The sequence below is a fragment of the Pseudarthrobacter sp. RHLT3-21 genome, assembly GCF_059383495.1.
In genome coordinates this window covers 1-24,842 of the sequence record NZ_JBWZCI010000030.1, presented here as the reverse complement: position 1 = coordinate 24,842, position 24,842 = coordinate 1, and the positions used below count along the sequence as shown (strand labels likewise).

Sequence of the window (24,842 nt, the reverse complement as noted above, 5' to 3'; positions counted from 1 at the left end):
TGGGCCTGTCTTTCGTCTTCGGTGCCTGTCTCTGACCGCAGCAGGCGCCGTTCCAGTGATCGCTGGCGGTGATCCGCCTCACAACAGAGTAGGAGTACTTTTGAATTTGGTCAAGCAAAAGTTGTAGTAAACCATCCGACTTCCGATTGCCTCCGTGCATTAATAGCCGTGGATCTGCGGCTGGTGAGCAGAGAGTTCCACTAGGGCCAAGCGGCGTAATCCGCGCCATCGGGCAATTGGGCTTGCCCTCAGACCCGCAACTATTGAATGTTTGCAAGCACACTTTTGTCTGCGTATTGACATAGGTCGTGTGTCCGATGTCATACTCATACAGGGATTCAACCTGATGATGAGAAGCGTGGGCCTCCCGGCCCATGCCCCGCCGCCATAGTTTCGTTCGGCGCCGCTCACCAGAGAGCAAGATCAAAAAGAAGGAGTCGCGACGATGCGTGCAGTAATTCTTCCGGGGGACAAGAAGGTCCTTGTCGCCGATCGGGAACGGCCGGAGCCGGAACCCCACGAGGTCCTGGTGGAGACCAAGGCCTCCGCCATCTGCCGAAGCGACATGAGCCTTTACTACGGCAACCCGATCGTTGGCGGGGGCGCCGCGGACGCCGGGGATGTCGTACCGGGCCACGAGGCGGCAGGGGTCGTGGTGGCCGTCGGAAGCGCGGTCAGTGGCGTTCAGGTCGGCGACCGCGTGGCCGCTCATCTGGCCGTCGGGTGTGGCCACTGCGAGTACTGCGGCCAGGGCTATTCGATGCTTTGCCCTGAATGGAAATGCTTCGGGTTCGATTTTGCGGGCGGGGATGCCGAATACTTCACCATTGCGGCCAGGAACGCCCTGCCGTTGCCGGCTCATTTCAGCTTCAAGGCCGGCGCCGTGATGACCGACATGATCGGCAGCCAGTACCACGTACAGAAAAAGATGGCGGTCAGCGGCAACAAGACAGTCGCCGTCATTGGTCTGGGCCCGATGGGCTCGGCCGCTGTTCTTGTAGCAAAAGCGTTCGGTGCCCGGGTGATCGCAGTCGACATTCTCGATGAGCGTTTGGAGCAGGCCCGCGCGCTGGGAGCAGACAGCGTCGTGAACAGCAAAGACGCTGACGCCGTTGAAGCGATTCTCGGGCTGACCAATGGCCGCGGTGTCGAAGTCGCCATTGATTGCTCCGGCAACCCCGCGGGCCAGAACACCGCTCTGGACTCGGCGGCGAAGCTGGGAAGCGTCGCTTTTGTTGGCGAATCCCGTGCCACGCAAATCAACCCCAGCGACCAGGTCATCCGCAAGCTCCTCACCGTGGTCGGCGGTTGGTACTTCCCCCTAGGCGAGTGGCAGGAGATCCTGCGCTTTGTCGACGACAACAAAGTGGACGTCGAAGCCATCATCAGTAACGAATATTCCCTGGAAGACGCCGAGCAGGCTTTCGGAGCCTTCGATCGGCGCGAGACCGAAAAAGCCGTGTTCGTCTGGAACTGACACCGCAAGCTTCAGCGTCGATATCTAAGAAAAGGACAAGCAGCATGTTCCGCTACACCGCAGAGATCCTCCCGTACCACGACATGTCACTCGAAGATGCAGTCAGAGACCTGGCGGACATCGGATTCACTGAGGTGAATCTCTGGTCTTCGGCCGCGCCCTTGGCCCACCACGTCAATCCGGGCGATGACCCCGGAAAGATCCGCGACCTCCTGGCGAAGTACGGCATGAAGGCGTGCGGTCTCACGGTTTACGGAAAGAATCAGGACGAGATCCTGGAGCGGGTCCAGTTTGCGGCCGATCTGGGGATCGATACCGTCATCTTCGACTGCGAAGCCAACTACCCCGACTATGTCGGAACCTTCCTGCCGCCGATAGTGGAAGCAGGCGCCAAGGCAGGCGTGCGCATCGCGGTTGAAAACCACCTCACGGTTCCCTTTTCGGCCGATTTCGAAGCGGGCGGCAACGAAGACAAACGGTGGGATGAAGGCGTGGACACGTTCGCCCAGATCAAGCGCCTCATCCGCGACATCGACGATCCCTACCTGGGCGTTTGCCTGGCGCCCCCGCACATGTGGGTCATGCAGGAGACCATCAGCGAAGTCATCGCCTTCCTGACCGAGCGCAAGAGGCTCTACTACTACTACATCTGGGACGTGGACCGCTCCTACCGCCACGGCGTGGACGGCCTGAATTTCGGTCCCGGCGAAAAGCAGCTCCCTTCACCAGAAGGGACCCTGGACCACCGGTTCCTGCTGTCAGAGCTTCAGCGGGCCGGCTACCAAGGAGCAGCCAGCATAAAGTGCCACGGAACCCACGGCTGGAGCCTGGAGAAGATTGGCCAGGAACTCAGGGCCTCCGACGCCTACGTGCGCAGTGCCTACAACGGCCTGACCAAGTAAGAGATCGGGGCCGGTGTCGTGACACATGTCAGGTGGGGCCGGGTACTTCGAAGGGCCCGAAACATCAAAGCTCATCGGTGCTGCACGGCGTCTGTCAACTTTGATCTAATGATAGAAGGAACTCAAGCAACGGTAAGCCCGGGTCATGAGGATTCAACGACAACGACCGCTCCCGCTGCCGCGCGGAGCCCTAGCAGTAAAGGGCCTTGATGACCTTGACGCGGACCTTGACCGACGGAGACGGCCAGTCTCCAAGCACGAAAGGCTTAAAGCATGCGCCCGGATTCGGTGCGAGCGAGCTCTTCCAGATACTGAGGGACGGCAGGCCGCGCACGCGTTCTGAATTGTCGGCAGCTACTGGTTTTGCACGCTCCACCATCACGTCGCGCATTGACGAACTGATGAAGACCGGTTTCATTGCCTCAGTCGGTGACGCGGCCTCCACCGGCGGCAGGCCGTCGGCCCTGGTGGCGTTCAACCCCACCGCGCGGGTGGTTGCGGCAGCGGATATCGGTGCAACCCACGGCACGGTGGCAATTATGGATCTCGCCGGAAATACCCTGACCAAAGTCACTGAGGAGATCCAAATCGCCGCGGGACCCGAGCCGGTGCTCGAATGGCTCACGGCAACAATCGATTCACTGGCGGTAGGGCTCGGGCGGAAAAAGACCGATGTCGTCGCTGTAGGCATCGGGCTTCCCGGTCCGGTGGAGCATTCTTCCGGGAAACCCTCGCAGCCCCCGATCATGCCGGGTTGGAACGGATTCGACGTTCCTCGCTATGTCCAGCGCAGCTACGACGTGGCTGTCCTAGTGGATAACGACGTCAACATCATGGCTCTCGGCGAGCGAGCCGTGGCGTGGCCGGAGTCCGACAACATAATTTTCGTCAAAGTCGCCACGGGCATCGGCTCCGGAATCATCAGCAGCGGACAGCTGCAGCGCGGTGCCGACGGCTCTGCAGGCGATGTTGGGCACATTGCAATCGGGCGGGCGGCAGGCATCGCCTGCCGGTGCGGCAATATCGGGTGCTTGGAAGCCATTGCCGGACGGCCGGCTATAGCGGCGGCTCTGAGGGCTGAGGGCGTAGAACTTGAGCGCGACAGTGACGTGGTTGCCCTCGTCCGGAAAGGAAACCTCCTGGCGAGCCAGACTGTTCGCCAGGCGGGCAGGGATATAGGTGAGGTCCTCAACATGTGCGTTAGCATCCTCAACCCGTCCCTTATTGTTATCGGCGGCTCGATGGCTGAAGCGAGTGAACAGCTCATCGCGGGGATGCGGGAAGTTGTCTATTCACGCTCCACCCCCCTGGCTACCCAGCACCTTTCAATCGTTCAAGCCCGCACCGGGGCCGACGCCGGGGTCATCGGGGCAGGCATCATGGCTATCGAACATGTTCTCGAGCCGGAAAACCTAGAGGCCTTGACTGCGACTTACTCAGGTTGACGTAGTATCCGCCATCGGCGGAGCGGCCCAAGCTCCGTCTTAGATAGGGCCCTCGTCCTACTGCCCGCCTTCCCAGCCAACCCTAAGGTTCAGCTAGGCATAATGGACCGAAGCTTCGGTCAACCGCTATTTGACCGGAGCTTCGCCAATCGGGGGGCGCGCAGCCTTGAGCCAGCGGGAGTCGGCTGTATCCTCGCACCCGGCCGAGCAGGCCCGGTAGCAGGTCACCCAGGGATCGTCTCCGAGCGGTCCGCCGCAGGCCTCGCACGTGCCGTGGACGGTGGCCGCCGATGGGTGCTTCTCCCCCGTGTTTCCGGGGATTTTAGAACGCCGATATCAGACCTAGTGGGTATCCGGTTAGCTCAGGTAGTCTTTGTAAATGCCGAGGCCGGATTTTCCGCGGACGATCCTGGAGTTCCAGGCGCGCTTCGCCGATGAGAAGGCGTGTCTGGACTACCTGTTCGCGTGCCGCTGGCCGGAGGGCTACGTATGTCCGCGGTGTAAGGGGCAGTCAGGCTGGCCCTTGTCCACCCGACGGCTGTGGGAATGCGCCGGATGCCATTACCAGGTCTCTCTGACTGCTGGAACGGTGCTGCACAAGACGCACACCGCGCTGCATTTGTGGTTCTGGGCTGCCTACCTGATGACGACGGGAACGCCGGGGATCTCGGCGCGGCAGCTGCAGCGCCAGCTTGGACTTACCCGGTACGAGACGGCCTGGACAATGCTGCACAAGCTCCGCCGGGCCATGGTCAACCCCGAACGCACCCTTCTGACGGGTGAGGTCGAGGTCGATGAGTGCGAGGTTGGCGGACGGGAGACCGGCCGACGCAGCGGCAGGAGCCTAACGGCCAAGGCCGCGCAGGTCGTCGTCGCGGTGGAGGTGCGCGGCCGGGGCTCCGGGCGGGTGCGGATGACGGTGATCCCCCAATGCCTCGGGGGGCGACCTTGAGCACCTTCGTCGCGGACACAGTGGCTCCGGGCGCCATCGTGCACACCGATGGTTGGATGGGATACGTCCCGTTAGCCAAAAAAGGCTACACCCACCGCCCACGCTCCCATCGGGCCGCAAAGAAGGCCGGCGACCCCGACTCGGTCCTTCCCCGCGTACACCGCGCGATCAGCAACTTTAAGTCCTGGCTGCGAGGAACCCACAGCTCCGTGGGCGACGAGCACCTGCAGGCGTACATCGATGAGTTCACGTTCCGCTTCAACCGGCGCGGCACCCCCATGGCGGCCTTCCAGTCCTTGCTCGGCCTCGGCACCACGCAAGCACCAACCACGTATTGCCAAATTATCGACCATGATCAGGCATCGGACCGCCGGACCTGAGCTAACCGGATACCCACAACGGACCTTACGCCGTCATGTTCGCATTGGGTTCGAATACGCCGGTTCGAGTGTTTCCCCGCGGCCCGGGCGGAGCATCCAGTCAGGACGCTCGGTTCAGGGAGCTCTTTGGCTGCTGGTGGGTTGCTGGATTCAACGCGTGCATGAACTGCAGTTTTCCTGGACCCTTGACAGCTTTTCGCGTTTAGTGCGGGCATTTCGCACATAGTGGGTATACGGTTTGCTCAGGTCGGGCGGCTTGATTTCGGGCCTTGTTCAATAATTTCGCGGTAAGTCGTCGGTGCCTGCTCCGTGCCAAGTCCGAGCAGCCGCTGGAACGCCGCCATCGGCGTGTTCCGCCGGTTGTAACGGAAGATGAACTCATCTATGTAGACCTGCAGATGTTCGTTGCTTACCGAACGGTGGGTGCCGCGGAGCCAGGACTTGAAGTTGCTGATCGCACGGTGCACGCGGGGTAGGACAGCATCGGGATCCCCGGCTCTCTTGGCCGCCCGCTGGGAGCGCGGACGGTGGTCGTAGCCTTTCTTGGCCAACGGGGCGTATCCCATCCAGCCGTCGGTGTGGACAAGGGCGCCCGGGGCCACGTTGTCGACGATGAAGGCGCCCAGCGTGTAGCCGGAGGCATTGGGGATCACCGTCATCCGCACCCGTCCGGAGCCTTGGCCACGCACCTCCACGGCGACGACCACCTGCGCGGCTTTGGCCGCGAGTTGCCGGCCTCCGCGCCGCCCCGCCTCGCGGCCACCGACCTCGCACTCATCCACTTCGACCTCGCCGGTAAGCAGTGTACGCGCGGGATCGACCATGGCACGACGCAGTTTATGCAACATCGTCCACGCAGTCTGATACCGGCCCAGGCCCAGTTGGCGCTGCAGCTGCAAGGCAGAGATCCCCGGTGTGCCCGTCGCCATCAGGTACGCAGCCCAGAACCACACATGCAGCGGGGTATGCGTCTTGTGCAAGACTGTGCCGGCCGTCAACGAGACCTGGTAATGACACCCCGCGCACTCCCAAACCTTCCGGCTGGCTATCGGCCAAGCGGCCTGTCCTTTGCACCGGGGGCATACGAAGCCGTCCGGCCAGCGGCACCCGAACAGGTAGTCCAGGCAAGCCCGTTCATCGCCGAACTGTGCCTGGAACTCTAGAATCGACCGCGGAAAGTCTGGTTTCGGCATTCCTCGAATCTACCTGAGCAAACCGTATACCCACTTCGCACATTATGCGAAGTGTAGTTGGCGGGGTTCCAGCCCCGGCCGCATGACCACCCGTTCAGCATCGAATAATGCCGGATACCCAGTAAACCCGTCATGTTCGCATTGGATGCGAATACGCTTCACCACCAACTGGCAGGAACGGCCCTGTCGGACTCTTCCGCTGTGGGTATCCGGAGCTTCTTAGGTGTCGGTTGCTGGCCGCAACGCTTCCCTGACCTGCGGATCTGGCGGATCCTGATGTAGCCGATCCTGCAATAATTAGTTGCATGATTGCTGGGCGAATGGAAGCAGCGGCATTCGCATGTTCGAATACACCGGCTCACAAGCAAGAGCATTCCGTCGAAGCCGCGTTGGGGGACGGCTGGGTGCCCGACGTCTGTCGTCGTCCACCGGACAAGATCGTTTGTGACAAAGGCACCTGAGACGCTTTCACCGATGTGTAGGTAAAGCAGACTCACCTTTTCGGCGTAGTTGCTTGCCGCTTCGCGTACGGCCTTCGCCTCGACGGTGGAATAGCTACGGATTGTCATGTTGGTGCCAGAGTCATGGCGTCCCATCATCGCGAGGACATCGTCGTTTCCTGCCAGGCTCATCCCGACGATCCTCATTGACGTTCGCTCGAATGCCCAACCTGAGTTCCTTGGGGGACACGTGTTCACCGATAACTCCAAGGGACGCGGCGGAGAAGAAAAATTGGCCAGCGGGCCGGCCCTCAGTGGAGGGGGCATGCAAAGCTGGGGCGATGAGGCTCAGGCCCTGCAGATGGTCCAGCCACTGTATTGCAGTACTGCGAGACAACCCTGCGCTGGCACAGAGCTGGGCAACGGTCAGTTGTTCCCGGCTCCGGAAGCGCTGGAAAAGTTCGCCGGCTGCGGCGTCCCACAATTCTTAGTCCTTGGTGCTGAAGGCGGCGTCGAAGCTGGTCTTCGAGGCCGGAAAATCGTACTTCTTGAGTGCGGCGAGGGCTTCTGGGGCGCCGTGGAGGCGGTCCATGGAGGCGTCTTCCCATTCGACGGAGATGGGGCCGGTGTAGCCGATGGCGGTGAGGGCGCGGAAGGAGGATTCCCAGGGGACGTCGCCGCGGCCGGCGGAGACGAAGTCCCACCCGCGGCGCGGGTCGCCCCAGGGCAGGTGCGAGCCCATGACGGTGTTCCGGCCGGTGGGGCGGAGCTTGGTGTCCTTACAGTCGACGTGGTAGATCCGGTCCTTGAAGTCCCAGATGAAGGAGACGGGGTCGATGCCCTGCCACATGAAGTGGGACGGGTCCCAGTTCAGGCCGAACGCCGGCCGGTGGCCGATCGCGTCGAGGGTGCGGACGGTGGTCCAGTAGTCGTAGGCGATTTCGGAGGGGTGGACCTCGTGGGCGAAGCGGACGCCGCATTCGTCGAAGACGTCCAGGATGGGGTTCCAGCGGTCGGCGAAGTCCTGGTAGCCGGCGTCGATGACCTTTTCCGGGACGGGCGGGAACATCGCGACGTACTGCCAGATGGAGGAGCCGGTAAACCCGACGACGGTGTCCACGCCGAGGGCCTTGGCGAGCCGGGCGGTGTGCTGCATTTCCTCGGCGGCGCGGGCGCGGACGCCTTCGGGGTCGCCGTCGCCCCAGACCTTGGCGCCGACGATGGCTTTGTGCCGGAAGTCGATGGGGTCATCGCAGACTGCCTGGCCCTTGAGGTGGTTGGAGATGGCCCAGACCTTGAGGTTGTATTTGTCCAGGACGGCGAGTTTGGACTCGACGTAGCCGGGTTCATCCCAGCGCCAGGCATCCAGGTGGTCCCCGGACACGGCGATTTCCAGGCCGTCATAGCCCCAGCCGGAGGCGAGCCTGGCGACTTCCTCGAACGGGAGGTCGGCCCACTGGCCGGTGAACAGGGTGTACGGGCGAGGCATGTCAGGCTCCTTCGATGACGGGGGGTGTGAATGTTCTGCTTCGAATTAGGCGATGGGACGAAACCTGTGAACGTTCAAAGTCTCAGCCATATGCTCCGCCGCGGATGCCAGGAAGTCGACAACGTGTCGTTTCTCGTTGTGGAGGACCAGCGCGTCGGCATCCGTCCACTTCTCGTACAGCAGGAAGGTGTTGCGGTCCTGTTCGTCACTAATGACTGTGTACTCGATGCAGCCGTCATCGCGGCGGCTGGCGGTCTGCAGGACGGCCAGCAGTTGCTCCAGTTCGTCGGCGTGACCGGGTTTTGCCTTGAAGACAGGGATGACATAGGTGGCCGTATCGTTGGCCGGTGCTGGTGTATTGGTCATTCAGAAGCTCTTTCGTTCTCCTTGGTGCGTAGGATGCAGGTGCGGCGCCGCCTGCTCTGGGACGCCGCACCTGCTTCTCGTGTGGGTTACGCCTCGATGCTGGGCACTTTCACCCAGTTGCCGGACTCCGCGGATTCGATGATGGCATCGTCGATCAAGGCAGTCTGGTAGCCGTCGGCAAAGTTCGGGCTGACGCTTCCGCCTTCAGCGATGGCCTTGAAGAAATCGTGGGCCTCGATGATTTTGGTCTCGCCGTAGCCGATGCCAAGCGCCGGGATGGGCCAAAGCCCTTCTCCATAGGGGTGTGCGGGGCCGGTGTAGACGGTGCGGAAACCCTTGCGGTCGCCGGGGTCGCTGGCGAAGCAGACCTGTAGTTCGTCACGGCGTTCGTAGTTGAAGACGATGCTGCCCTCGGTGCCGTGGATCTCGAACGTCAGGAAGTTATTGCGTCCATGCGCGTTGCGCGTCGCTTCGATGGAGCCGATGGCGCCGTTGGCGAACTTCACCATGGTGAGGACTTCGTCATCCACGTCGACGGGACCGCGGGGGCCGGCGCCGCCGGAGACGTTCCCCAGGCTGTCCGCGCCGCCCGACTGCAGCGGCCGCTCTGGGATCCAGGTGGACATTATTGAGTTGACGGAGGCGAGTTCTCCAACAAGGTAGCGCGCCATATCAATTACGTGGGTTCCGATGTCACCGAGGGCGCCTGACCCTGCGACGGACTTCTGGAAGCGCCAGGAGAGGGGAGAGTTGGGGTCCGCGCTCCAGTCTTGCAGGTAGGTCCCACGGAAGCTGATCACGCGCCCAATTGCACCTTCATCAATGTATTTCTTGGCGAGTGCTACGGCGGGCGTGCGGCGGTAGTTGAACGCGACCATGTGGACGAGGTTGGTGTTCTTGACGGCGTCGTACATGGCCTTGGACTCTTCACCGGTCCTGGCCAGCGGCTTCTCGCAGATGATGTGCTTCCCCGCCTGGGCGGCTGCGATGGCGATCTCGGCGTGAAGGTGGTTTGGCGTCGCGATGTCGACGACGTGGATCTCGGGGTCATCGATAATCCTGCGCCAGTCTGAGGTGGAGTTTTCAAAACCAAAGCGGCTGGCGGCCTGGGCTGCGAGATCATCAGTGGCTTCCGCAATAATTTTGCGGACCGGCATGGCAGGGGCGGGCCAGAAGAACATGGGCATGGCAGCGTAGGCGAGCGAGTGGGCCTTGCCCATGAAGCCGCCGCCGATGAGGCCGACGTTAAGTTTCTGCATGGCGTGTTCCTTTTCGTTTAGAGGCCGGTGTCGGCGAGGATTTTGTCGAGGTATTTCTTGCTGATTTCGGCGGCGGTCTTGGGATCGCCGTCGTACGAATCGAGTTCCACCATCAGCCAGCTGTCGTAGCCGCTTTCCTTCACCGCACGGATGATGTCAGGGAAATCCAGATCGCCTTCGCCGAGGGGGAGGAACTCAAACGGATCCTGACGGAAATCCTTGAGGTGCACGTGGCGGATACGGTCCGGGTATTTCCGGATTGCTGCCGCCGGATCGCAGCCGCCGGCAGCAAGGTGGGCGGTGTCGGGGCAGAATCCGATGCGCGTTCTGGTCATGAGAAGGTCGAGTTCGTCCGGACTCTCCACGATGGTGCTGAGGTGAGGGTGGTAGCTCGCAGTAAGGCCGAAGCTCTCAGCGATGTCCGTCACCCGGTCCAGGCCCTTGGCGAGCAGGGTGTAGTCCTCGTCGCTGGTGCCCGCGGCGCGACGTGCGCCGCCGCCGACGACGAGTCGCTCGGCGCCGAAAGTGGCTGCCAGCTCCGCGGCGTGATTGATGCGGTGCAGTTCCTCGGGGAGGATGTCGGCGAAGATGAAGTTGGCGCCGGAGTATACGGAGACGAGTTTGAGACCTGAATCGCGGAGCAGTTCCTGCAGGTCCTGCGGACGGTCTTCGTAGTCCACGAGGTTGCCGTCGAACATCTCTGTTCCTTCATAGCCGACCGCGGCAATGTCCCGCACGGCATCCTCCATGGAGCCGTTGGACCGGTAGTAAAGGTCTTTGACACTGGTGACCCCTACCGGGTGGCCAGTGACGCCGCCCCAGGTGATTGAGTGGTATCCAAGCTGCATTATCTTTGCCTTTCGGGTGTTAGTTCGTCAGAGATGCTGGAGCCGGCCTGCAGGCCTGGCACATCGACCCAGGTGTTAGTTGCTGCGGAATCCACGACTGCCTGGGTGATCAGTGCCGCGCGAAGTCCGTCGCGGAAGGTTGGAAGCCCGTCGACATTCTCCCCACGGGCAGCGGCGTAGACGTCGGCCACGAAAGCATTGAAGCTGTCCTGGTAGCCGTGCGGGTGGCCGGCCGGAAGCCGGGCATACCGCTGCGATTCCGGGTAGGAAAGCGTGTCGGGGCCGCTTGGTACGCGGGTGCTGCCGCGGACGCTTCCCACCCAGAGAGTTTCCGGCTCTTCCTGGTTGAAGCTCAAGGACGCCTCGGTACCGTCGAACGAGAACCAGAGCCGGTTCTTTCTCCCCGGCGTGACCTGGCTGACGACCAGGGACCCCGTGGCGCCCTTATCGGTTTCAAACAGCAGCGACGCACCGTCCTCTGTTCCGACGTTTAGCATTCCGCTTTCGCTGGCGCGTTGCGGAAACGCTTTGGACGTTTTGGCGACGAGTCGAGTGATTTGGTGCCCGGTAACAAATTCCATCAGGTCGCACCAGTGCACCCCAATGTCGCCGAATGCCCTGGACGCTCCGCCGGAGCCAGGGTCCACTCGCCAGTTGGTGGCGGAGCTGCTCGCTAGCCAGTCCTGCAGGTAGGAACCGTGCAGGAGCCACAGTTCGCCGGCCTCCCCGCGGATCAGCCGTGCCTTGGCTTCGCGAATTGTCGGGTAGAAACGGTAGATAAAAGGTACTGCCGCTACGGATTCGGTGCCCTCCGCCAAGGTGCTGAGCTGTTCCGCGTCCTCAACCGTTGTGGCCAAGGGTTTTTCACATACGACGTGCTTGCCTGCTTCAAGCGCCAGCCTGGCCAGGTAGGCATGGCTGGCGTTCGGAGTGCAGATGTGGACGACGTCGACATCGTTGCTCCGGATCAGCGCTTCCGGGGATTCGGCGGCTTTCGCGGCATGGAGCCGGCCCGCTGCCGCGCGTGCGCTCTCCGGCGTGCGTCCGGCGATTTCGCTCAGGACGCCGCCGGCGGCGCGCACCGCATGGGCGTGGACTTCCCCCATGAACCCGGTGCCGATGATTCCAGCCCTCATTTGCCGGGTCATGCGGTGCTCATTTCTTTCGGGCCAAGGCGACGGCCAGGATGATAATCGCACCGCGGACAACCTGCTGCTGGCTGCTGTCCAGCCCCGCGAGGATCAGGCCATTGTTGATCAATCCGATCAGGAGGGCGCCGAAGAGCGTGCCGAGCACCGAACCGGCACCGCCGAAGAGGCTGGTTCCGCCCAGGATCACGGCGGCGATGGCTGAGAGTTCGTCGCCGCTGCCCCACTGGAAGCGTCCGGACTGGAGCCGACCGGCGTAGAGCATGCCGGCAACACTGGCGACCATGCCGGAGATGAGAAGGACCTGGAACTTAATGCGCTTGGTGTTGATGCCCGTGAAGTCAGCCGCGGTACGGTTGCCGCCGGTGGCAAGGACCTGGCGGCCGAACTTGGTCCGGGAAAGTACCACTGCGCCGATCGCCACAAAGATGGCGCTCCACACAATAAGTCCGGGAACGGGACCGAAATTACCGGAGCCGAACAGCATGTTGAACGTGTCGTTGAGAATGGGCTGCGGCGCCGAAGCCGTGATCCATTGGGCCACGCCGACTGCGATGCCGAGCATGCCCAGTGTTACCAGGAAGGAAGGGATACCGAGGAGGCTGACAAGGGCGCCGTTGATCGATCCGACGACCAGACCAACGGCGAGACCTGCCAGGATGCCCGGGACGATTCCCCATTGGGCCAACGCCATGGCCGTGCAGACGCTCGAGAGGCCGGCGACCGAGCCCACGCTCAGGTCAATTTCGGCGCACGCGATGACGTACGTCATGCCGACGGCGATGACAGTAATGGTTGCTGTCTGGCGGAAGATGTTCAGCAAATTGTTGGGCGACAGGAAGCCTTGGTCGCGCAACAGCACCGCGAAGAAGATGAACACGACGACGAAGCCGATGTAAATGACGTAGCGGCGCCAATCGAGCTCGCCAAGGGTGCGCTTAAGGTTGAAGGGCGTTTTCTCCTCAGAAGCCTTCGCTGAGATGGTTGGGTTGTTCATGATCAGACTCCCTGAACTGCGAGTTGTAGTGATTCTTCGTCTTCGATTTCGCTGCGCTTCAAATCCCGAGTGACGGAGCCATCCCTGAGGACCAGGACCCTGTCGCTTACGGCGAGCAGTTCCGGGTATTCGGAGGAAATGACGATGACGGCCTTGCCTGCGTTGGCCAGATCGCGAATCATGTCGAGGATTTCACTCTTCGTGCCGATGTCGACGCCCGCTGTCGGTTCGTCCAGGATCAGGACGTCCGGGTCCGTGCCGAGCCACTTGGCCAGCACGACCTTCTGCTGGTTTCCGCCGGACAGCAGCCGTACGGGCTTGTTGGGGTGAGCAACCTTCACTGCGAATTTCTTGATGAGCGAGTTTGAAAGGTTCCTTCCTTCTCCCGCGTCCAACAAAGGTCCGCGCCGGATCTGGTCGAGCAGCGGCAGCAGCAGGTTTTCCCGAACGGAGTGGTCCAGGACCAGCCCCTGCGCGCGCCGGTCCTCGGGAATGAGAGCCAAGCCGGCCTCGATGGCCTTGCGCGGGTTTGAGATCGAGATTTTCTGCCCGCGGAGCAGTATCTCCCCGCTTTCAAGGGGATCGATACCGAACAGCACCCTGGCGAGCTCCGTCCGGCCGCTTCCCATCAGTCCAGCTAGCCCAAGGATCTCGCCGGCGTGAAGTGTGAAGGAGACGTTGCGGACGCGCTTGCCCGACGTAAGGTCCCGGGCCTCGAGGATGGGGGATGCGGTCTCCGAGTCGTGATTACGTTCCTTGTAACTCATCTGACCCTCGATCTTCTTGCCCACGATGCCTTCCACGATCTGTTCCGGCGTGACATTGGACAACGGTTCCGTGAGTAGGCGTTGTCCGTCACGCAGGATCGTTATGCGGTCGGCAATACGGTAGACCTCGTCCATGCGGTGGGAGATGTAGATGATGGATATGCCGCGCTTCTTGAGCCGATCCACGAGATCGAAGAGCGCCTCCGTCTCGTGCCGGGCAAGGCTGGCGGTCGGCTCGTCCATGATCAGCACCTTGGCATCTTGTGCGAGGGCCTTCGCGATTTCCGTTAGCTGCCAATAGGCCGTGCCAAGACGCGAAACATGGGCGCGCGGGTCGACCTCGACTTCCATTTCCTTGAAGACTTCGCGGGCCTTCCGGACAGCTGCCCGATCATCGATCAGACCGCTACGTCCTTGCGGTTCTGCCGCGAGGAAGATGTTCTGCGCTACGGTCAGGCTCGGGACCAGGCTGAATTCCTGGAACACCATGCCAATTCCGGCGGCCTTAGCATCCTGAATGGTTTTGATGTCCGCTTGCTGTCCTCCGACGAGGATGGTTCCCTCATCAGCGAGGTAGACACCCTGCAGAATTTTCATCAGCGTGGACTTGCCGGCGCCGTTTCCGCCAGCTAGAGCGTGCACTTCCCCTGTGCGGACTTCGAAGTCCACGTCGTTGAGGACATTGACTCCGTTGAATCCTTTTGAGATCGACCGCATTTCAACGGCGAGGGCTCCTGTGTTCATGGTGGGATCGCTTTCACTGGGCGGGGCAAGGCCGAAACCCTGCCCCACGCCTGCTATTTTTTGAAGGAGTCCTGAATGTCCTTGGGGGCGTCCTCGTGGTAAACCTGCTTCCAGGCTTCGAGGATGTTGTTGTGGTCCACGGGTACAGCGCTCAGCGCCACATAGGCCGGCGTGGTCTTGCCGAGCAGGGCCATCGCTGCGAGCCGGGCTTCTGTTATGCCTTGGTCGTAAGGCAGCTGTGCGCCGAGGCCGATAACGAGCTCGTTCTTGGCGAGTGCGATGGCAACGTTTTTGCCCAGGTCTTCCGTGGCGATTTTCAGGTCAGGACGGCCGGCCGCACGGGCTGCCGCCATGACGCCTTCGGCCGGGACATCCCAGACGGCCCAAATGCCGGAGAGGTCAGCGTACTTGCTGAGCATGGCGTTTGCGGCGCCCTGTGCGTCACCGGCGAAGTCGGGACCGGCGATGCCCTTCTCTTCGACGATCTGGATGTCCGGGTAGTCCTTGGTAATGGTCTCCTTGAACCCCTGGTAGCGCTGCTTGGTGACAAAGAAGTCGGCTTCGTGGTAAATCAGGCCGATCTTGCCTTTGCCGCCAAGAGCCTTCGCCATCTGGTGGGCGGAGACCACGCCGTTGCCGAAGTTGTCGGCCGATACTACAGAGACGTAGTCCTTGCCGGCGGTGAGTCCCTTGGGAACGTTGTCCATGAAAACAAGCTTCGCTCCGGCCGCTGCGGCCTTCTTGTAGGCGGAAGCCGTAGCCACAGGATCGGTGGGGATGGAAATAATGACGTCGGGGTTCTGGGTCATGACCGTCTCAAGATCGGAAACCTGCTTGTCCGGCTTGAAGTTCGCATCCGTAGTGGCAATGAGGTTGATCCCAAGACGCGAGAATTCACTCTTAAGGCCCGCGATCTGGGCATTAGCCCAGTCATTGCCGCCGTAGTGCATAACGATTGCAGCCTTGGCTCCAAGGGCCTTGACCTTCGTGATGTCTTCCTCGCTCAGATCTGCGACCGAGGCCGGAGACGGCTCCTCACCGTTCGGGCCTTTGCTGAGAACCTGGACTTTGATTTTTGCCAGTGCGGCTTCGGCCTTTTCCGACACGCCCGCATCCTGGGTTGTGGTGGTGGTTCCGGAAGAGCTGCAGCCGGTCGCAGTCAGAACGAGTGCGGTGGCGAGAGCAACAAGCGGGAGCTTGTATTTCATGACTATTCTCCAATGAATATGAGGCTGGGTACCGCCTTGGACCATCAGCCGGGGCCGTCAGTGTCACCCCGTCGTGTGACTGGCACAACATAACGTTATGCACACGGCGTGCATAAGTCAACCCTTTGGGGGATAATGTTTGTAGGTCATCAGTAAAAGGAGCTACGGAGTGACGACGAAGAACTCAAATGTGGCGCTCGTTGGGGAACAAATCGGTTCCTTAGTCGCAGTGCTGAATGCAGTACGCTCTGGGCAGGCTCTGACGAGGCCGGAAGTCGTCAGAGTCACTGGACTGGGCCGGAATGTCGTCTCTCAAAGAGTGGAGTACCTCCTTGACTCAGGACTCTTGGAGGAAGGACCTACCGGACCTTCACAGGGTGGCCGGGCCCCCAGGCAGCTCGCTTTCAAAGCCACCGCCGGACAGGTGCTCGTTGCGGAACTTGGTGCAACCAGCCTGGGCGTGGCACTGACAGATCTTGACGGGCGAATCGTTTCGGCCGTTGAGGAGCCTGGCGACATCAATAACGGGCCGGAAGTGATACTCAAGCGCGTGGCACAGCTCTTTGACGAGCTGTTGAAAAGCCACGATGGGAGTCCCCGGCTGTGGGGTATCGGTATCGGACTGCCCGGCCCGGTGGAATTCGCGACAGGAAAGCCGGTGGTGCCGCCAATCATGCCCGGTTGGGACGGCTACGACGTCAGGGCGTTCTTCCAAGGCAAATTCTCGGCCCCCGCATGGGCGGATAACGAGGTAAATCTCATGGCCTTGGGGGAATTTCGGGACGGCCTAGGGCAGGACCACTCAGAGATTGTGTACGTCAAGGTGGGGACAGGCATTGGCGCAGGTCTCATATCCCAAGGCCGGTTGCACCGTGGCGCACTTGGAAGCGCCGGCGACATCGGCCACATCCGGTTAGGTCCGGACTCCGTGGCTTGCCGCTGCGGAAAGCGCGGCTGTTTGGAAGCCGTGGCCGGGGGCGCCGCAATTGCCCGCCAGGGAGAAGCGCTTGGGAAATCCGGAAAGAGCAGGCTGCTTGCAACAACGGTTGCGGACCACGGCTCCGTCAACGCTCGCGATGTCGCGGATGCCGCCCGCCGGGGCGACGCCGACGCCACCGATTTATTGCTCTATTCGGCCAGGGAGGTTGGCGAGGCCATCTCCCTGCTGGTCAACATCTTCAACCCGTCGCTGGTCCTCATAGGCGGGGGCGTCGCCGACTCCGGAGACCTCTATCTTGCAGAAGTCAGGAAGACAGTCTTGGGCAGCTCGCTTCCGCTGGCTACGCGGAACCTGAGCATTATGGCGTCGCCGACCGGAGACCAGGCGGGCCTCCGCGGAGCTGCATTCATGGTCATCGACCAACTACTGTCAGGACACCTGCTCGAGCGCTGGATCCAAGGCGGAACCCCTTCCGGCCGCACTGACCTCACGTGAAGGCCTTCGGATTAGTCGAATCTCGAGGGTTGCGGGCGAAGACAATATCTGGACATCCGCACGCACCTCCAGAAGAAGCACAAGAGCGGCATCATCAACCAGGCCTACGAGAACGGCGGCGTGGCGTTCCCGCAGGATCACACCGGCGCCATTGAGGGCCAATCTTAAGGACGCCAGACTCGGCATCGACCTGGACGACATAGTCGAAGACGACACGGGCAAGGTTCTGCATTCCACCATTGCCCAGGGACAAGGCACTAAGGAGTGGCTCGATACGCGCGGCCGCATCGGCCGAACTGACACTTTTGACCCCGAACAGGGCTCCGGATGGGCCTGCTCCCCCGCGTTTCCTAGGATATTTGATACGTCGATAATGAAGATTATGTAAGCCTGCGGCCAAGAGGGGTCTCCGATCGGGCTTTTCCGCTCCGGGCAGGCCCCTCCCACGCCCAGGTCGCGGCAAAAAACCAACGCCGGCAGGTGTGTTGCGTGGGTCACATTTGGTCTATGGTTGTCCGGGGCGCCACAGCGTTGTGGCACCCGACTTAGAGCGGAGAAATTTCGTGACAGACAAGCTTCGAGTGTTGGTCCGGGTGGATCTGGACTGCGCAAAGGCCCAGGTTTCCGCGCAGGGTCATGTGACGTCCAAAAGCGTGCACGGCCTGTATGACGTCATGAAGCGCGCCAACTCGCTCACCGCGGGCATGGCCCTGGAGCTTGATATGACCCGGGCCCGGATCGAGCCCGACGCGTTGGAAGAACTCCGGGCCTGCTCGAGGTCTCACCATCTGCCTGCCTGCGTCGATCCGCTCCAGGCCGACTACAGGCTGAGCATTCTCGCCCCGGACAACGCGGCGCCCCTGGCAGCAATGGCTACACAGGCAGCCTGAGCCGCAACAGCAATCCCCCACATCAGGGTAGAAAATCCACCGACGACGAATCGCCTTTCGAGTCGCCGAAACGGCCCCTAATGGGGCCTCTCCCCGTGCTTTCTGGGGATTCTGCAAGCACCGCTAGTGGAGAACACGTCACGCTGATCTGTGCGCCCTGACGAATGGATGCCTAACCTTCGCACTCGATGCAGTACGAGCGGCCGTTGCTTTCGCGTGCGGGTTGAGACCGGTGCCGGACGAGGAAACAGGAATAGCAGGTGAACTCGTCCGCGGCCTGGGGAATGACCTGAACGATGAGCTCCTGGGCGACGATCTCTCCCCCGGGGGTTAGGCCCTCGTCGAGTGCATCCGCTTCGTCGAGTTCATTGACGACGCTGCGGGCATCCGGGGCATTCGCAGACTGCAATGCCTCCAGGGAACGGCCCTGTGATTCCTTGACGTCGGAACGGACTTCGTCGTAATCGGTTGCCACTTTAGGTGATTCTCATTTCTGACGCTTCTACGATGTTCTTTCTGACGAGACTGCAACGTACACCAATGCGCCGTTGTTCCCATGTCAAAGGACCTGAGGACGTCAGGGCCACGCTATAACGCGGACCACGCCGGTGCATTCCCCGCGTCATCCAATGCCAGAGCCATATGCCGCCGGCCCAGATCGTGCGGCTCCCCACGGGCGACGACCGCCGATAGTCGACGTTATGTAGGGTAGTTCTCTGCGCATCTAGTCAGATGAATCCTGATACACACCATGCATTGAATGAGTCATGCGCCGCGGACATCGAACGGTCCATCAGAGTCGGATCAACGTTGACAGAAGGCCGGGAGATCAGCTGATGTCACTGCTTGGGCCCGAAGTCACCCCGCCCGCTCCACCGCCGCCAGGATCGCCTGGCCCAACTCCACAGGCTTGGTGAACTGTGGCCAATGCCCGGTGGGGAGGTCCACGTACTCGACGTCGCGGATGCGGGCCAGCTCCGCGGTGAACGGGTGGCCGGCGTCGATCCATTCCGTGAGGAGCGATGACGGGAATTCGCACGCAATCACGGTGGCGGGGACCTCGTAGCGGCGGACGTCGTGCAGATGCTGCCGACCGTAGGCCACACCCTTGGGCTGCGGAATGGCGCGCGCCCGGAACTTGGTCCGCAGCTCGTCGGTCAGGTCCACCAGGTCGGCGTCCTCGAAGCCATCCCACGGCGGCAGGGGCACGTCGTCTCCCTCGGCCGGCAGCTCATTGTTGATGACGTCGCCCTCACCCAGGGGTCCGCTGTCCACGTAAATGTTCCGCGCCGCGCGGTCCGGCCGCGCGTCCGCCACCCCGTGGATGATGGCACCCCCGCCGGAATGTCCCACCAGGACCACCTTTCCGTCGAGGCCATCCACAAAATTCACGACGGCGGCAATATGGTCCTGCAGGCTGATTCCGGCGCGTGTTGCGTCGACGGATTCAAGACCGGGAAGGGTCAGGGGATGGGTCGTGTGCCCCGCAGCTTCCAGTGCCGGCGTCACCTCCTCCCATGATGAGGCGTCCAACCAGAAACCGGGTACGAGGATGATGTCCATGACGGAACCCTACTCCGCGGTACCTTCGGCGGGTAGGGAGGCCTGTTTTATGCCGGGTCAGGTGTGGTCAGAGTGTTCGCCGCCTCTGGGACCGTGGGGCGCGACGGTGGCTCGGCGAACTCCTCGGCCCCGTCCCGCCTGCTGGCACCACCCGGCGATGTTGATGTCACCAAACTCAAAAGCCTTCCGAGGACCATTGCCTGGGCCATAGAAAGGTTTGAAATCTTCGTCTTGAACCATTGACTTGAACATCTGTTCATGTCAAAGTTTGTGGGACGAACAAAGTGACTGGCATCACACCAGTAGGGCTCAAGGGAGGGCTCGGCTGGTCCGCCGGAAACCAGAACATTTCGGCTTTGGAGGCGATCCCTCCAATGCCCCGAGGATTCTAACCTGATCGTCAGCGCAGTCTTATAGGCAGCGTGACAGGACCTTGTAGAGGGTGGAATGGTGCATCCCCAACAGATAAGCGTTGCCCGCCGTCCCACCGGCGGCCCAAGCTGATCCGTCGTTCGCTCCGTTGCGGGGCCCTTCCCGGAGACTATGGGGGCCGGATGGGACGGACTTCCATGCCGGCCTCACCGAGCTTGCGACAGCGGCCGGGCCAAGTGTGCCACAGCGGGAAGGGAGGCCTGGAAGCATGGTGCTCGGTGTACGGCGCGGCGGCAGCCTACGCCGACCACCTATTTGGCGAACTGAAGCCTGCCCAGTAGTGCGAGGAAAGCGACGGAAGCCTTGCTCGGTCCATTGTGCGAAGCGCTTTGGACAATTGACAGCAAGATTGTGCAGACAATTACCTGCAGGGGTGCCTAAGGAAACTTCTGGTACCCGTAGAGACCCATTCCGGTACGGGCTGGCGAAAGCCCGTACCGAAAGGATCCCTGACTGCGGGTCTGCAGTACGGGTTATTCAGCGAATCCTGCGACTGTCAGAAAATCACGTAAAGCTTGCGCAGTGTCTCGTGCAGCTCCCAGTTACCGCTCCAGCCCCGGGGGATGAAGATGGCGTCACCGGGACCAACAAACTGCGGTTCGCCGTCGTCGGGGGTAATTGTCATCGAGCCTGAAAGCACGTGCACAAATTCGTTTGTTTCAAGTACCCAGCGAGAGGGTCCTTCGGTGCATTCCCAAATGCCAGCTTCGGCACCGTTCTCGTCCTTCCACAGGTAGCTTCCGCGAGTGTCCATCTGCTGTCCGGTCGCTTCAGGACAAGGGCCCCAATCGTCCAGCTCCGTTACGTTCCCCGCGTCGCGGATGAGGTGTGCGGAGATGGAGGCTGTCTTTTGCGTCATTATTTTGCCTTTCGTAAGGGCTGTCAGTGGCTTATGCCGATAGGCGTCTTTAGATGTCAGGGCTCAGACTTCGAAGTATCGGAAGGAGTGTGATTCCACACCTTCGGGGTTTGGGCCGTAAATGGTGACCATCCGCGCGTAGACGGGTGCCCAGTAACGGCCGATGCGTCCGGGATTTACGCGGGCTGAATCGCCCGGCTTGAGGATGACGGTCTCGCCTCCGCTCTCAATATGGAGTTCGCCTTCCAGTACGTAGTTCGTCTCGGTGTGGGGGTGGAAGTCCTCCCAGGCGCAGGCCTCCAGCTCCCACTCTGAGAGTATGAAGTCCTCCCAGGGGCCTGCCGGATGGGAGTTGATGAACCTGCAGCGCAAGCCCTGCCATTGGTCCTTCATGGGGGCCATGGACTGCGCCGGCCAGAAATCGATCGCTTCCCCCGTCGTTAGTGTCGGGGGCTGAGGGGTGGTTGTGACCATTGTCTTTCACCGTTTCTTCAGTGGGGAGTCTGCATTGCGACATGATTTGATGAATCTAAGTGACATCGCATCTTCATGATGCAGATCACTCCGGTGTCAATACTTTTACATGGACGGGTGTTCAAGTCAATCGTTCTAGAAACAGATCTTGAACCTTTTTTCTCCAGCCAAGCAATAGTGTTAAGGAAGTGTCCCTGTCGGGCCGAAACGGGAGACTGGAGAGTGAGCTATGCGGGTATCCGCTGAAGAACGAAAAGAACAGCTGATTTCAGCGACAGTCGAACTGATGCGTCGTGAGGGTGTTCAGTCCGTGACCATTCGGGCTATTGCCAAGGAGGCCAATGCTCCCTTGGCGACGGCTCATTATTGCTTCAGCAATAAAGAAGAGCTCATGGACGCGGCCGCCGAGGCTTGGTTTAAGAACCTGAGCCGCTTTTCCAGTGACGTCCCGGTCCATTTGGGACTTCGTAAGGCTGTGGAACAGGTAGCCGAAGGCTACTGGCGCGCACTAGAGGAAGAGCCCGCAAACATACTTTCTGAGATCGAACTCATCCTGTGGGCAACACGCAATGCCGCCATCAGCCCACTGGCCGCGAAAATTTATCCCGCCTATGAAGTGGAACTGGGAAACATATTCTCGTCCGCCGCCCAAAGCAGCGGTGATCAGTGCCTCATAGGCTTCCCTACGCTGGTGAGGATCTTTCTGATGATTTACGACGGAGCCGCCATTCAGTACATGACCGACCCAGAGGCCACCGATCACCGCGCACTGTTCTTCATGATGGTTGATGCACTTCTACTAAAGGCCGGCGTTTAAGCGCGCGGACGCGCCAGACACCCCCTGCTGCCGCAAGGTAACAGGGGGTGTCCGGGCCTTGGGAGCAGGCAGGGCTGGCCCATGACCCGCGGTCTCGTGCTTTCCATAGCCGAGGTGCTCGGTCCTCTCCTCGTCCAGGGCCGTCTCGATGACCGTCTTCGTCAGCATCTTCAGCCGCCCATCCGGACCCGTCAGGGACAGCCCCTGCTCCTTGGACATTCTGACCAGCTTGCGGGCTGCATCAGCCTTGGAAGTGTCGCTCTTTTCGTAGCGGTCGCCGCGTTTTTCACAGCATCCAGTGTCGCCGTCATATCGGTTCCTCCCCGCCAGGCGAGGAAATTCGCGCTGCTGCCAGTGACCGGTCTTCTGCGCCTTGAGCCTGTCGCGGGAGAATTGGGACATGTCCCGGTTAACGCCGATAAAGTCTGTGGTGCATCCAGCCCGCACGTCCGCGGAGGCGCCCTTCCCACGGGGATCGTGGAGTGTTGCCTGTGAGCGCGTAAGAGATTTCTGAACCATTATTCCTCCCCGGGATGCGCTCAAATTCAACGAGAACCCTGAAAGCAGGTAGATCGGCGATGGACATCCTGCACGAGCGATGCGCCGGAATCGACATCTCCAAGCTTGATGCGAAAGTATGCGTCCGGCTGCCCGGCCGGAGAACCGGGCAATATTCGTCCAACGTGACAACCTGGTCATCCACGACGAACTCAATCGTTCATCTGTGGGACCACTTGCTCGAGCAGGAGGTCACCTTGGTTGTCATGGAAGCAACCGGCGACCATTGGAAGTCCTCTTACTACCTACTGGAGGACGGCTTGAACGTTGAGCTCGTCAACGCCAGACAGGTCAAGAACATGCCGGGCCGAAATAACAGGCGTCTCTGATGCGGCATGGCTTGCCCAACTCGGCGTCTACGGCCCGGTACGCGGATCCTTCGTCCCGCCAAAACCGATCCGGAAACTGCGCGATCTCACCCGAACCCGCAGCGTCCTGATCCGGGCACGGGCCCATGAAGTCCAACGCGTGGAGAAAGAGCTCGAAGACGCAGACGTCAAGCTTTCATCTCACGACTCCGAAAGGGCGCGCCGAGCCGATGCGTTTAAGGAAGCTGCGTCCACAGTCGGACCTTATGACCGCCCACTTTGTTGGTACCGGGGCCTCCCGCATTGGGAAACGGAAGGCCCCGGGGTCTGCTGCGCTCAGTCGGTCTCAGGTCCGGTGCAGAAAAAGCACTCATCGGCCTCGAGACTTGAGTCGCAAGTCTTTTCTATGAGGATGGATCGATCGGCGTTGGATAGGGCTCGGGTTTTCACGACGGCCTGTGCTACTTGTGGACGATCAATTGCAAGGGTCATGACATGGTGGCAAACATCATGGCCATGGCGGCGGCGCCAAGAGCTTCCAGCCCGTGTTCTGCACGGATGGAACGCCGCGAAGCCGCCGCGTCGCGGAGAGCGGTTTTCGGTAGCCGGAAACGCGCTAAAAGGAGGAAGAAAACCACCGACGCAGCTCCGAATAATACTGTCAGCAGGATCGCCAGGCCGGGTGAGTGATCAAAGGATGCTGCGGCCGTGCCTGGGGCTGCAGCGGCCATCGAGTGATGTGCGTTCGGCATTGACATTCCGCCTGCCGGCACGTGGCCGGTGGTAATCTGACCCATCATTGCAATCATGACCGCAGCGCCGGCCATGCTGAGGCTGTGGTACAGGCATTTCAGCCGGCCTTGGCTACCCGCGCAGAGTATTTTGAATTCCGGCCGGGCGGCCGCCTGAATGACAAACCACAGTGCCGCGGCGGTGAGGACTGCGATCTGTGCCAGCATGGTCGACGGCACAAGGTTCCATAACATGGCAGTCATCAGGACGTTCATGAGGGCATGAAGAATATTGTTGACCTGGTCCGTGAGCTGGTGAGACCTTGCGGCCTGCAGTAAGTGATAGCTTCCGCTGAGCAGCAGGACTGCCGTGAGGGTCCAAGTAATTGCGGGGATATTGAACACACGGATCACGCTCTCCCTACTGGGTTTGGGTTAGGTACGGGTTCGATCCCCGATGCGGCTGCCGACCGCACCGGGGACCGCCTGTTAGGGCTGCTCGTGCTCCAGCTCTAGTTCACTCGCCTAGTCCTTTGCTTCCCCCGAAGCTTTGCCAGCTCATGATTGGTGNTGATGTTGGTGGGCAGGTTCAGGGTTGGGTTTTGGTCGAAGAAGCCGTGGGGTTCGAGCTTGAAGCCGATGTTCTGGCGGGGCATGACGGGCCAGTCTTCGAGGCGGACGACGTGGTGCATGCCGAAGGTGTACCAGACCACGAGGTCCTGATCGACGATGTTTCGGTCGGCCTGGGTCCAGATGTGCAGGCCGTCATCGGCGCCGGTGGCCTGGTTCGGGAACTCGCCGGCCGCGAAGCGTTCGGTCCGGTCGTAGGCGGTGACCCAGAGGTTGTTGCGGGCGAACTGTGCGCGCTTGCTGACGTAGGATTCGTCACCGGCAGCCAGAACGATGGCATCGGTCGGGATGAGACGGTACGCAACGGGTTCGTCCACGATGTTCCTGCTGTCATGGTTGGCGATTTTCCAGAAGCGGTGCTTGGAAGAGTCTGCCTTGCGGATTGCGGCCTGTTCGGTCTCCAGCAGCCGGTCCACAGCCATGAAAGCGGTGTGTGTGGGGTTGTCTTCGGGGATTTCCATGTCCACTTCGTAGACGGCGTTGCGCGGGCCGTCGATTTCGAAGTCCATGCGGACGTTGAACATGTGCTG

Annotated in this window: 21 protein-coding genes and 3 pseudogenes; 8 read left to right on the top strand and 16 right to left on the bottom strand. The window is 61.1% G+C overall.

The genetic code is table 11. The annotated features are described in order from the left end of the window. The first annotated feature begins 445 nt into the window (after nt 1–445). From AC50YA_RS20870 to AC50YA_RS20855, 4 genes and pseudogenes are all read left to right on the top strand, one after another. Nucleotides 446–1,477: a zinc-binding dehydrogenase gene (locus tag AC50YA_RS20870; RefSeq protein ID WP_494984101.1), complete on the top strand. Its 1,032-nt coding sequence runs from the start codon at nt 446–448 to the stop codon at nt 1,475–1,477. A 44-nt stretch (nt 1,478–1,521) separates the two neighbouring features. Next, complete coding sequence (locus tag AC50YA_RS20865) at nt 1,522–2,379, top strand: sugar phosphate isomerase/epimerase family protein (RefSeq protein WP_494984100.1); 858 nt, start codon at nt 1,522–1,524, stop codon at nt 2,377–2,379. A 344-nt stretch (nt 2,380–2,723) separates the two neighbouring features. Further along, nucleotides 2,724–3,824: an ROK family protein gene (locus tag AC50YA_RS20860; protein ID WP_494984099.1), complete on the top strand. Its 1,101-nt coding sequence runs from the start codon at nt 2,724–2,726 to the stop codon at nt 3,822–3,824. Nucleotides 3,825–4,203: 379 nt separating this feature from the next. Then, nucleotides 4,204–5,156: pseudogene (locus tag AC50YA_RS20855) on the top strand (IS1595 family transposase). 242 nt (nt 5,157–5,398) lie between these two features. On the opposite strand, the gene AC50YA_RS20850 reads toward AC50YA_RS20855, so the two are convergent. The 9 genes from AC50YA_RS20850 to AC50YA_RS20810 form a co-directional block, all read right to left on the bottom strand. Next, on the bottom strand, nt 5,399–6,349 hold the full coding sequence (locus AC50YA_RS20850) for an IS1595 family transposase (RefSeq protein WP_494984098.1): 951 nt from the start codon (nt 6,347–6,349) through the stop codon (nt 5,399–5,401). Nucleotides 6,350–7,276: 927 nt separating this feature from the next. Next, complete coding sequence (locus AC50YA_RS20845) at nt 7,277–8,278, bottom strand: sugar phosphate isomerase/epimerase family protein (protein ID WP_494984097.1); 1,002 nt, start codon at nt 8,276–8,278, stop codon at nt 7,277–7,279. 45 nt (nt 8,279–8,323) lie between these two features. Next, nucleotides 8,324–8,644 carry a putative quinol monooxygenase gene (locus AC50YA_RS20840; RefSeq protein ID WP_252599043.1) on the bottom strand — a complete coding sequence of 107 codons (321 nt, stop codon included), beginning with the start codon at nt 8,642–8,644 and terminating at the stop codon, nt 8,324–8,326. A gap of 86 nt (nt 8,645–8,730) precedes the next feature. Beyond that, nucleotides 8,731–9,903, bottom strand: coding sequence for a levoglucosan dehydrogenase (locus AC50YA_RS20835; protein ID WP_252599045.1), 1,173 nt, complete (start codon nt 9,901–9,903; stop codon nt 8,731–8,733). Nucleotides 9,904–9,920: 17 nt separating this feature from the next. Further along, nucleotides 9,921–10,751 (bottom strand): sugar phosphate isomerase/epimerase family protein, encoded by an 831-nt coding sequence (locus AC50YA_RS20830; protein WP_494984096.1) that lies wholly within the window; start codon nt 10,749–10,751, stop codon nt 9,921–9,923. Then, nucleotides 10,751–11,899, bottom strand: coding sequence for a Gfo/Idh/MocA family protein (locus tag AC50YA_RS20825; protein WP_494984095.1), 1,149 nt, complete (start codon nt 11,897–11,899; stop codon nt 10,751–10,753). The genes AC50YA_RS20830 and AC50YA_RS20825 overlap by 1 nt, the downstream gene beginning before the upstream one ends. A 7-nt stretch (nt 11,900–11,906) precedes the next feature. Then, entirely contained in the window at nt 11,907–12,896 is a 990-nt protein-coding gene (locus tag AC50YA_RS20820) for an ABC transporter permease (RefSeq protein WP_494984094.1), read from the bottom strand. A gap of 2 nt (nt 12,897–12,898) precedes the next feature. Beyond that, nucleotides 12,899–14,407: a sugar ABC transporter ATP-binding protein gene (locus AC50YA_RS20815; RefSeq protein ID WP_494984093.1), complete on the bottom strand. Its 1,509-nt coding sequence runs from the start codon at nt 14,405–14,407 to the stop codon at nt 12,899–12,901. 53 nt (nt 14,408–14,460) lie between these two features. Then, a complete protein-coding gene (locus AC50YA_RS20810) occupies nt 14,461–15,615 on the bottom strand; it encodes a substrate-binding domain-containing protein (protein ID WP_494984092.1) in 1,155 nt (384 codons plus the stop codon). Between the two features lie 319 nt (nt 15,616–15,934). On the opposite strand from AC50YA_RS20810, the gene AC50YA_RS20805 reads away from it, so the two are divergent. Both AC50YA_RS20805 and AC50YA_RS20800 read left to right on the top strand, forming a co-directional pair. After that, a complete protein-coding gene (locus AC50YA_RS20805) occupies nt 15,935–17,050 on the top strand; it encodes an ROK family protein (RefSeq protein WP_494984091.1) in 1,116 nt (371 codons plus the stop codon). A 563-nt stretch (nt 17,051–17,613) separates the two neighbouring features. After that, on the top strand, nt 17,614–17,940 hold the full coding sequence (locus tag AC50YA_RS20800) for a hypothetical protein (protein WP_494984090.1): 327 nt from the start codon (nt 17,614–17,616) through the stop codon (nt 17,938–17,940). A 172-nt stretch (nt 17,941–18,112) separates the two neighbouring features. On the opposite strand, the gene AC50YA_RS20795 is transcribed toward AC50YA_RS20800, so the two are convergent. The 4 genes from AC50YA_RS20795 to AC50YA_RS20780 all read right to left on the bottom strand — a co-directional run bounded on the left by AC50YA_RS20795 (nt 18,113) and on the right by AC50YA_RS20780 (nt 21,268). Then, nucleotides 18,113–18,415, bottom strand: a complete 303-nt coding sequence (locus tag AC50YA_RS20795; RefSeq protein ID WP_494984089.1) for a DUF4193 domain-containing protein — start codon at nt 18,413–18,415, stop codon at nt 18,113–18,115. A 383-nt stretch (nt 18,416–18,798) separates the two neighbouring features. After that, the gene (locus tag AC50YA_RS20790; RefSeq protein ID WP_494984088.1) at nt 18,799–19,503 is read right to left on the bottom strand and encodes an alpha/beta fold hydrolase; all 705 of its coding nucleotides are present in this window, start codon (nt 19,501–19,503) and stop codon (nt 18,799–18,801) included. Nucleotides 19,504–20,431: 928 nt separating this feature from the next. Next, complete coding sequence (locus AC50YA_RS20785; RefSeq protein WP_494984087.1) at nt 20,432–20,794, bottom strand: cupin domain-containing protein; 363 nt, start codon at nt 20,792–20,794, stop codon at nt 20,432–20,434. Between the two features lie 63 nt (nt 20,795–20,857). Beyond that, complete coding sequence (locus tag AC50YA_RS20780; RefSeq protein WP_494984086.1) at nt 20,858–21,268, bottom strand: cupin domain-containing protein; 411 nt, start codon at nt 21,266–21,268, stop codon at nt 20,858–20,860. A gap of 229 nt (nt 21,269–21,497) precedes the next feature. On the opposite strand from AC50YA_RS20780, the gene AC50YA_RS20775 reads away from it, so the two are divergent. Next, on the top strand, nt 21,498–22,085 hold the full coding sequence (locus AC50YA_RS20775; protein WP_494984085.1) for a TetR/AcrR family transcriptional regulator: 588 nt from the start codon (nt 21,498–21,500) through the stop codon (nt 22,083–22,085). A gap of 84 nt (nt 22,086–22,169) precedes the next feature. Here AC50YA_RS20775 and AC50YA_RS20770 read toward each other — a convergent pair. Beyond that, nucleotides 22,170–22,396, bottom strand: a pseudogene (locus tag AC50YA_RS20770) (transposase); the annotation flags it as partial. Nucleotides 22,397–22,663: 267 nt separating this feature from the next. Here AC50YA_RS20770 and AC50YA_RS20765 point away from each other — a divergent pair. Beyond that, nucleotides 22,664–23,153, top strand: a pseudogene (locus AC50YA_RS20765) (IS110 family transposase); the annotation flags it as partial. Between the two features lie 286 nt (nt 23,154–23,439). On the opposite strand, the gene AC50YA_RS20760 reads toward AC50YA_RS20765, so the two are convergent. Both AC50YA_RS20760 and AC50YA_RS20755 read right to left on the bottom strand, forming a co-directional pair. After that, nucleotides 23,440–24,096, bottom strand: coding sequence for a DUF5134 domain-containing protein (locus tag AC50YA_RS20760; RefSeq protein ID WP_494984084.1), 657 nt, complete (start codon nt 24,094–24,096; stop codon nt 23,440–23,442). A gap of 98 nt (nt 24,097–24,194) precedes the next feature. Continuing rightward, nucleotides 24,195–24,836, bottom strand: a complete 642-nt coding sequence (locus tag AC50YA_RS20755) for a copper amine oxidase (protein WP_494984116.1) — start codon at nt 24,834–24,836, stop codon at nt 24,195–24,197. Between the last annotated feature and the right edge of the window lie 6 nt (nt 24,837–24,842).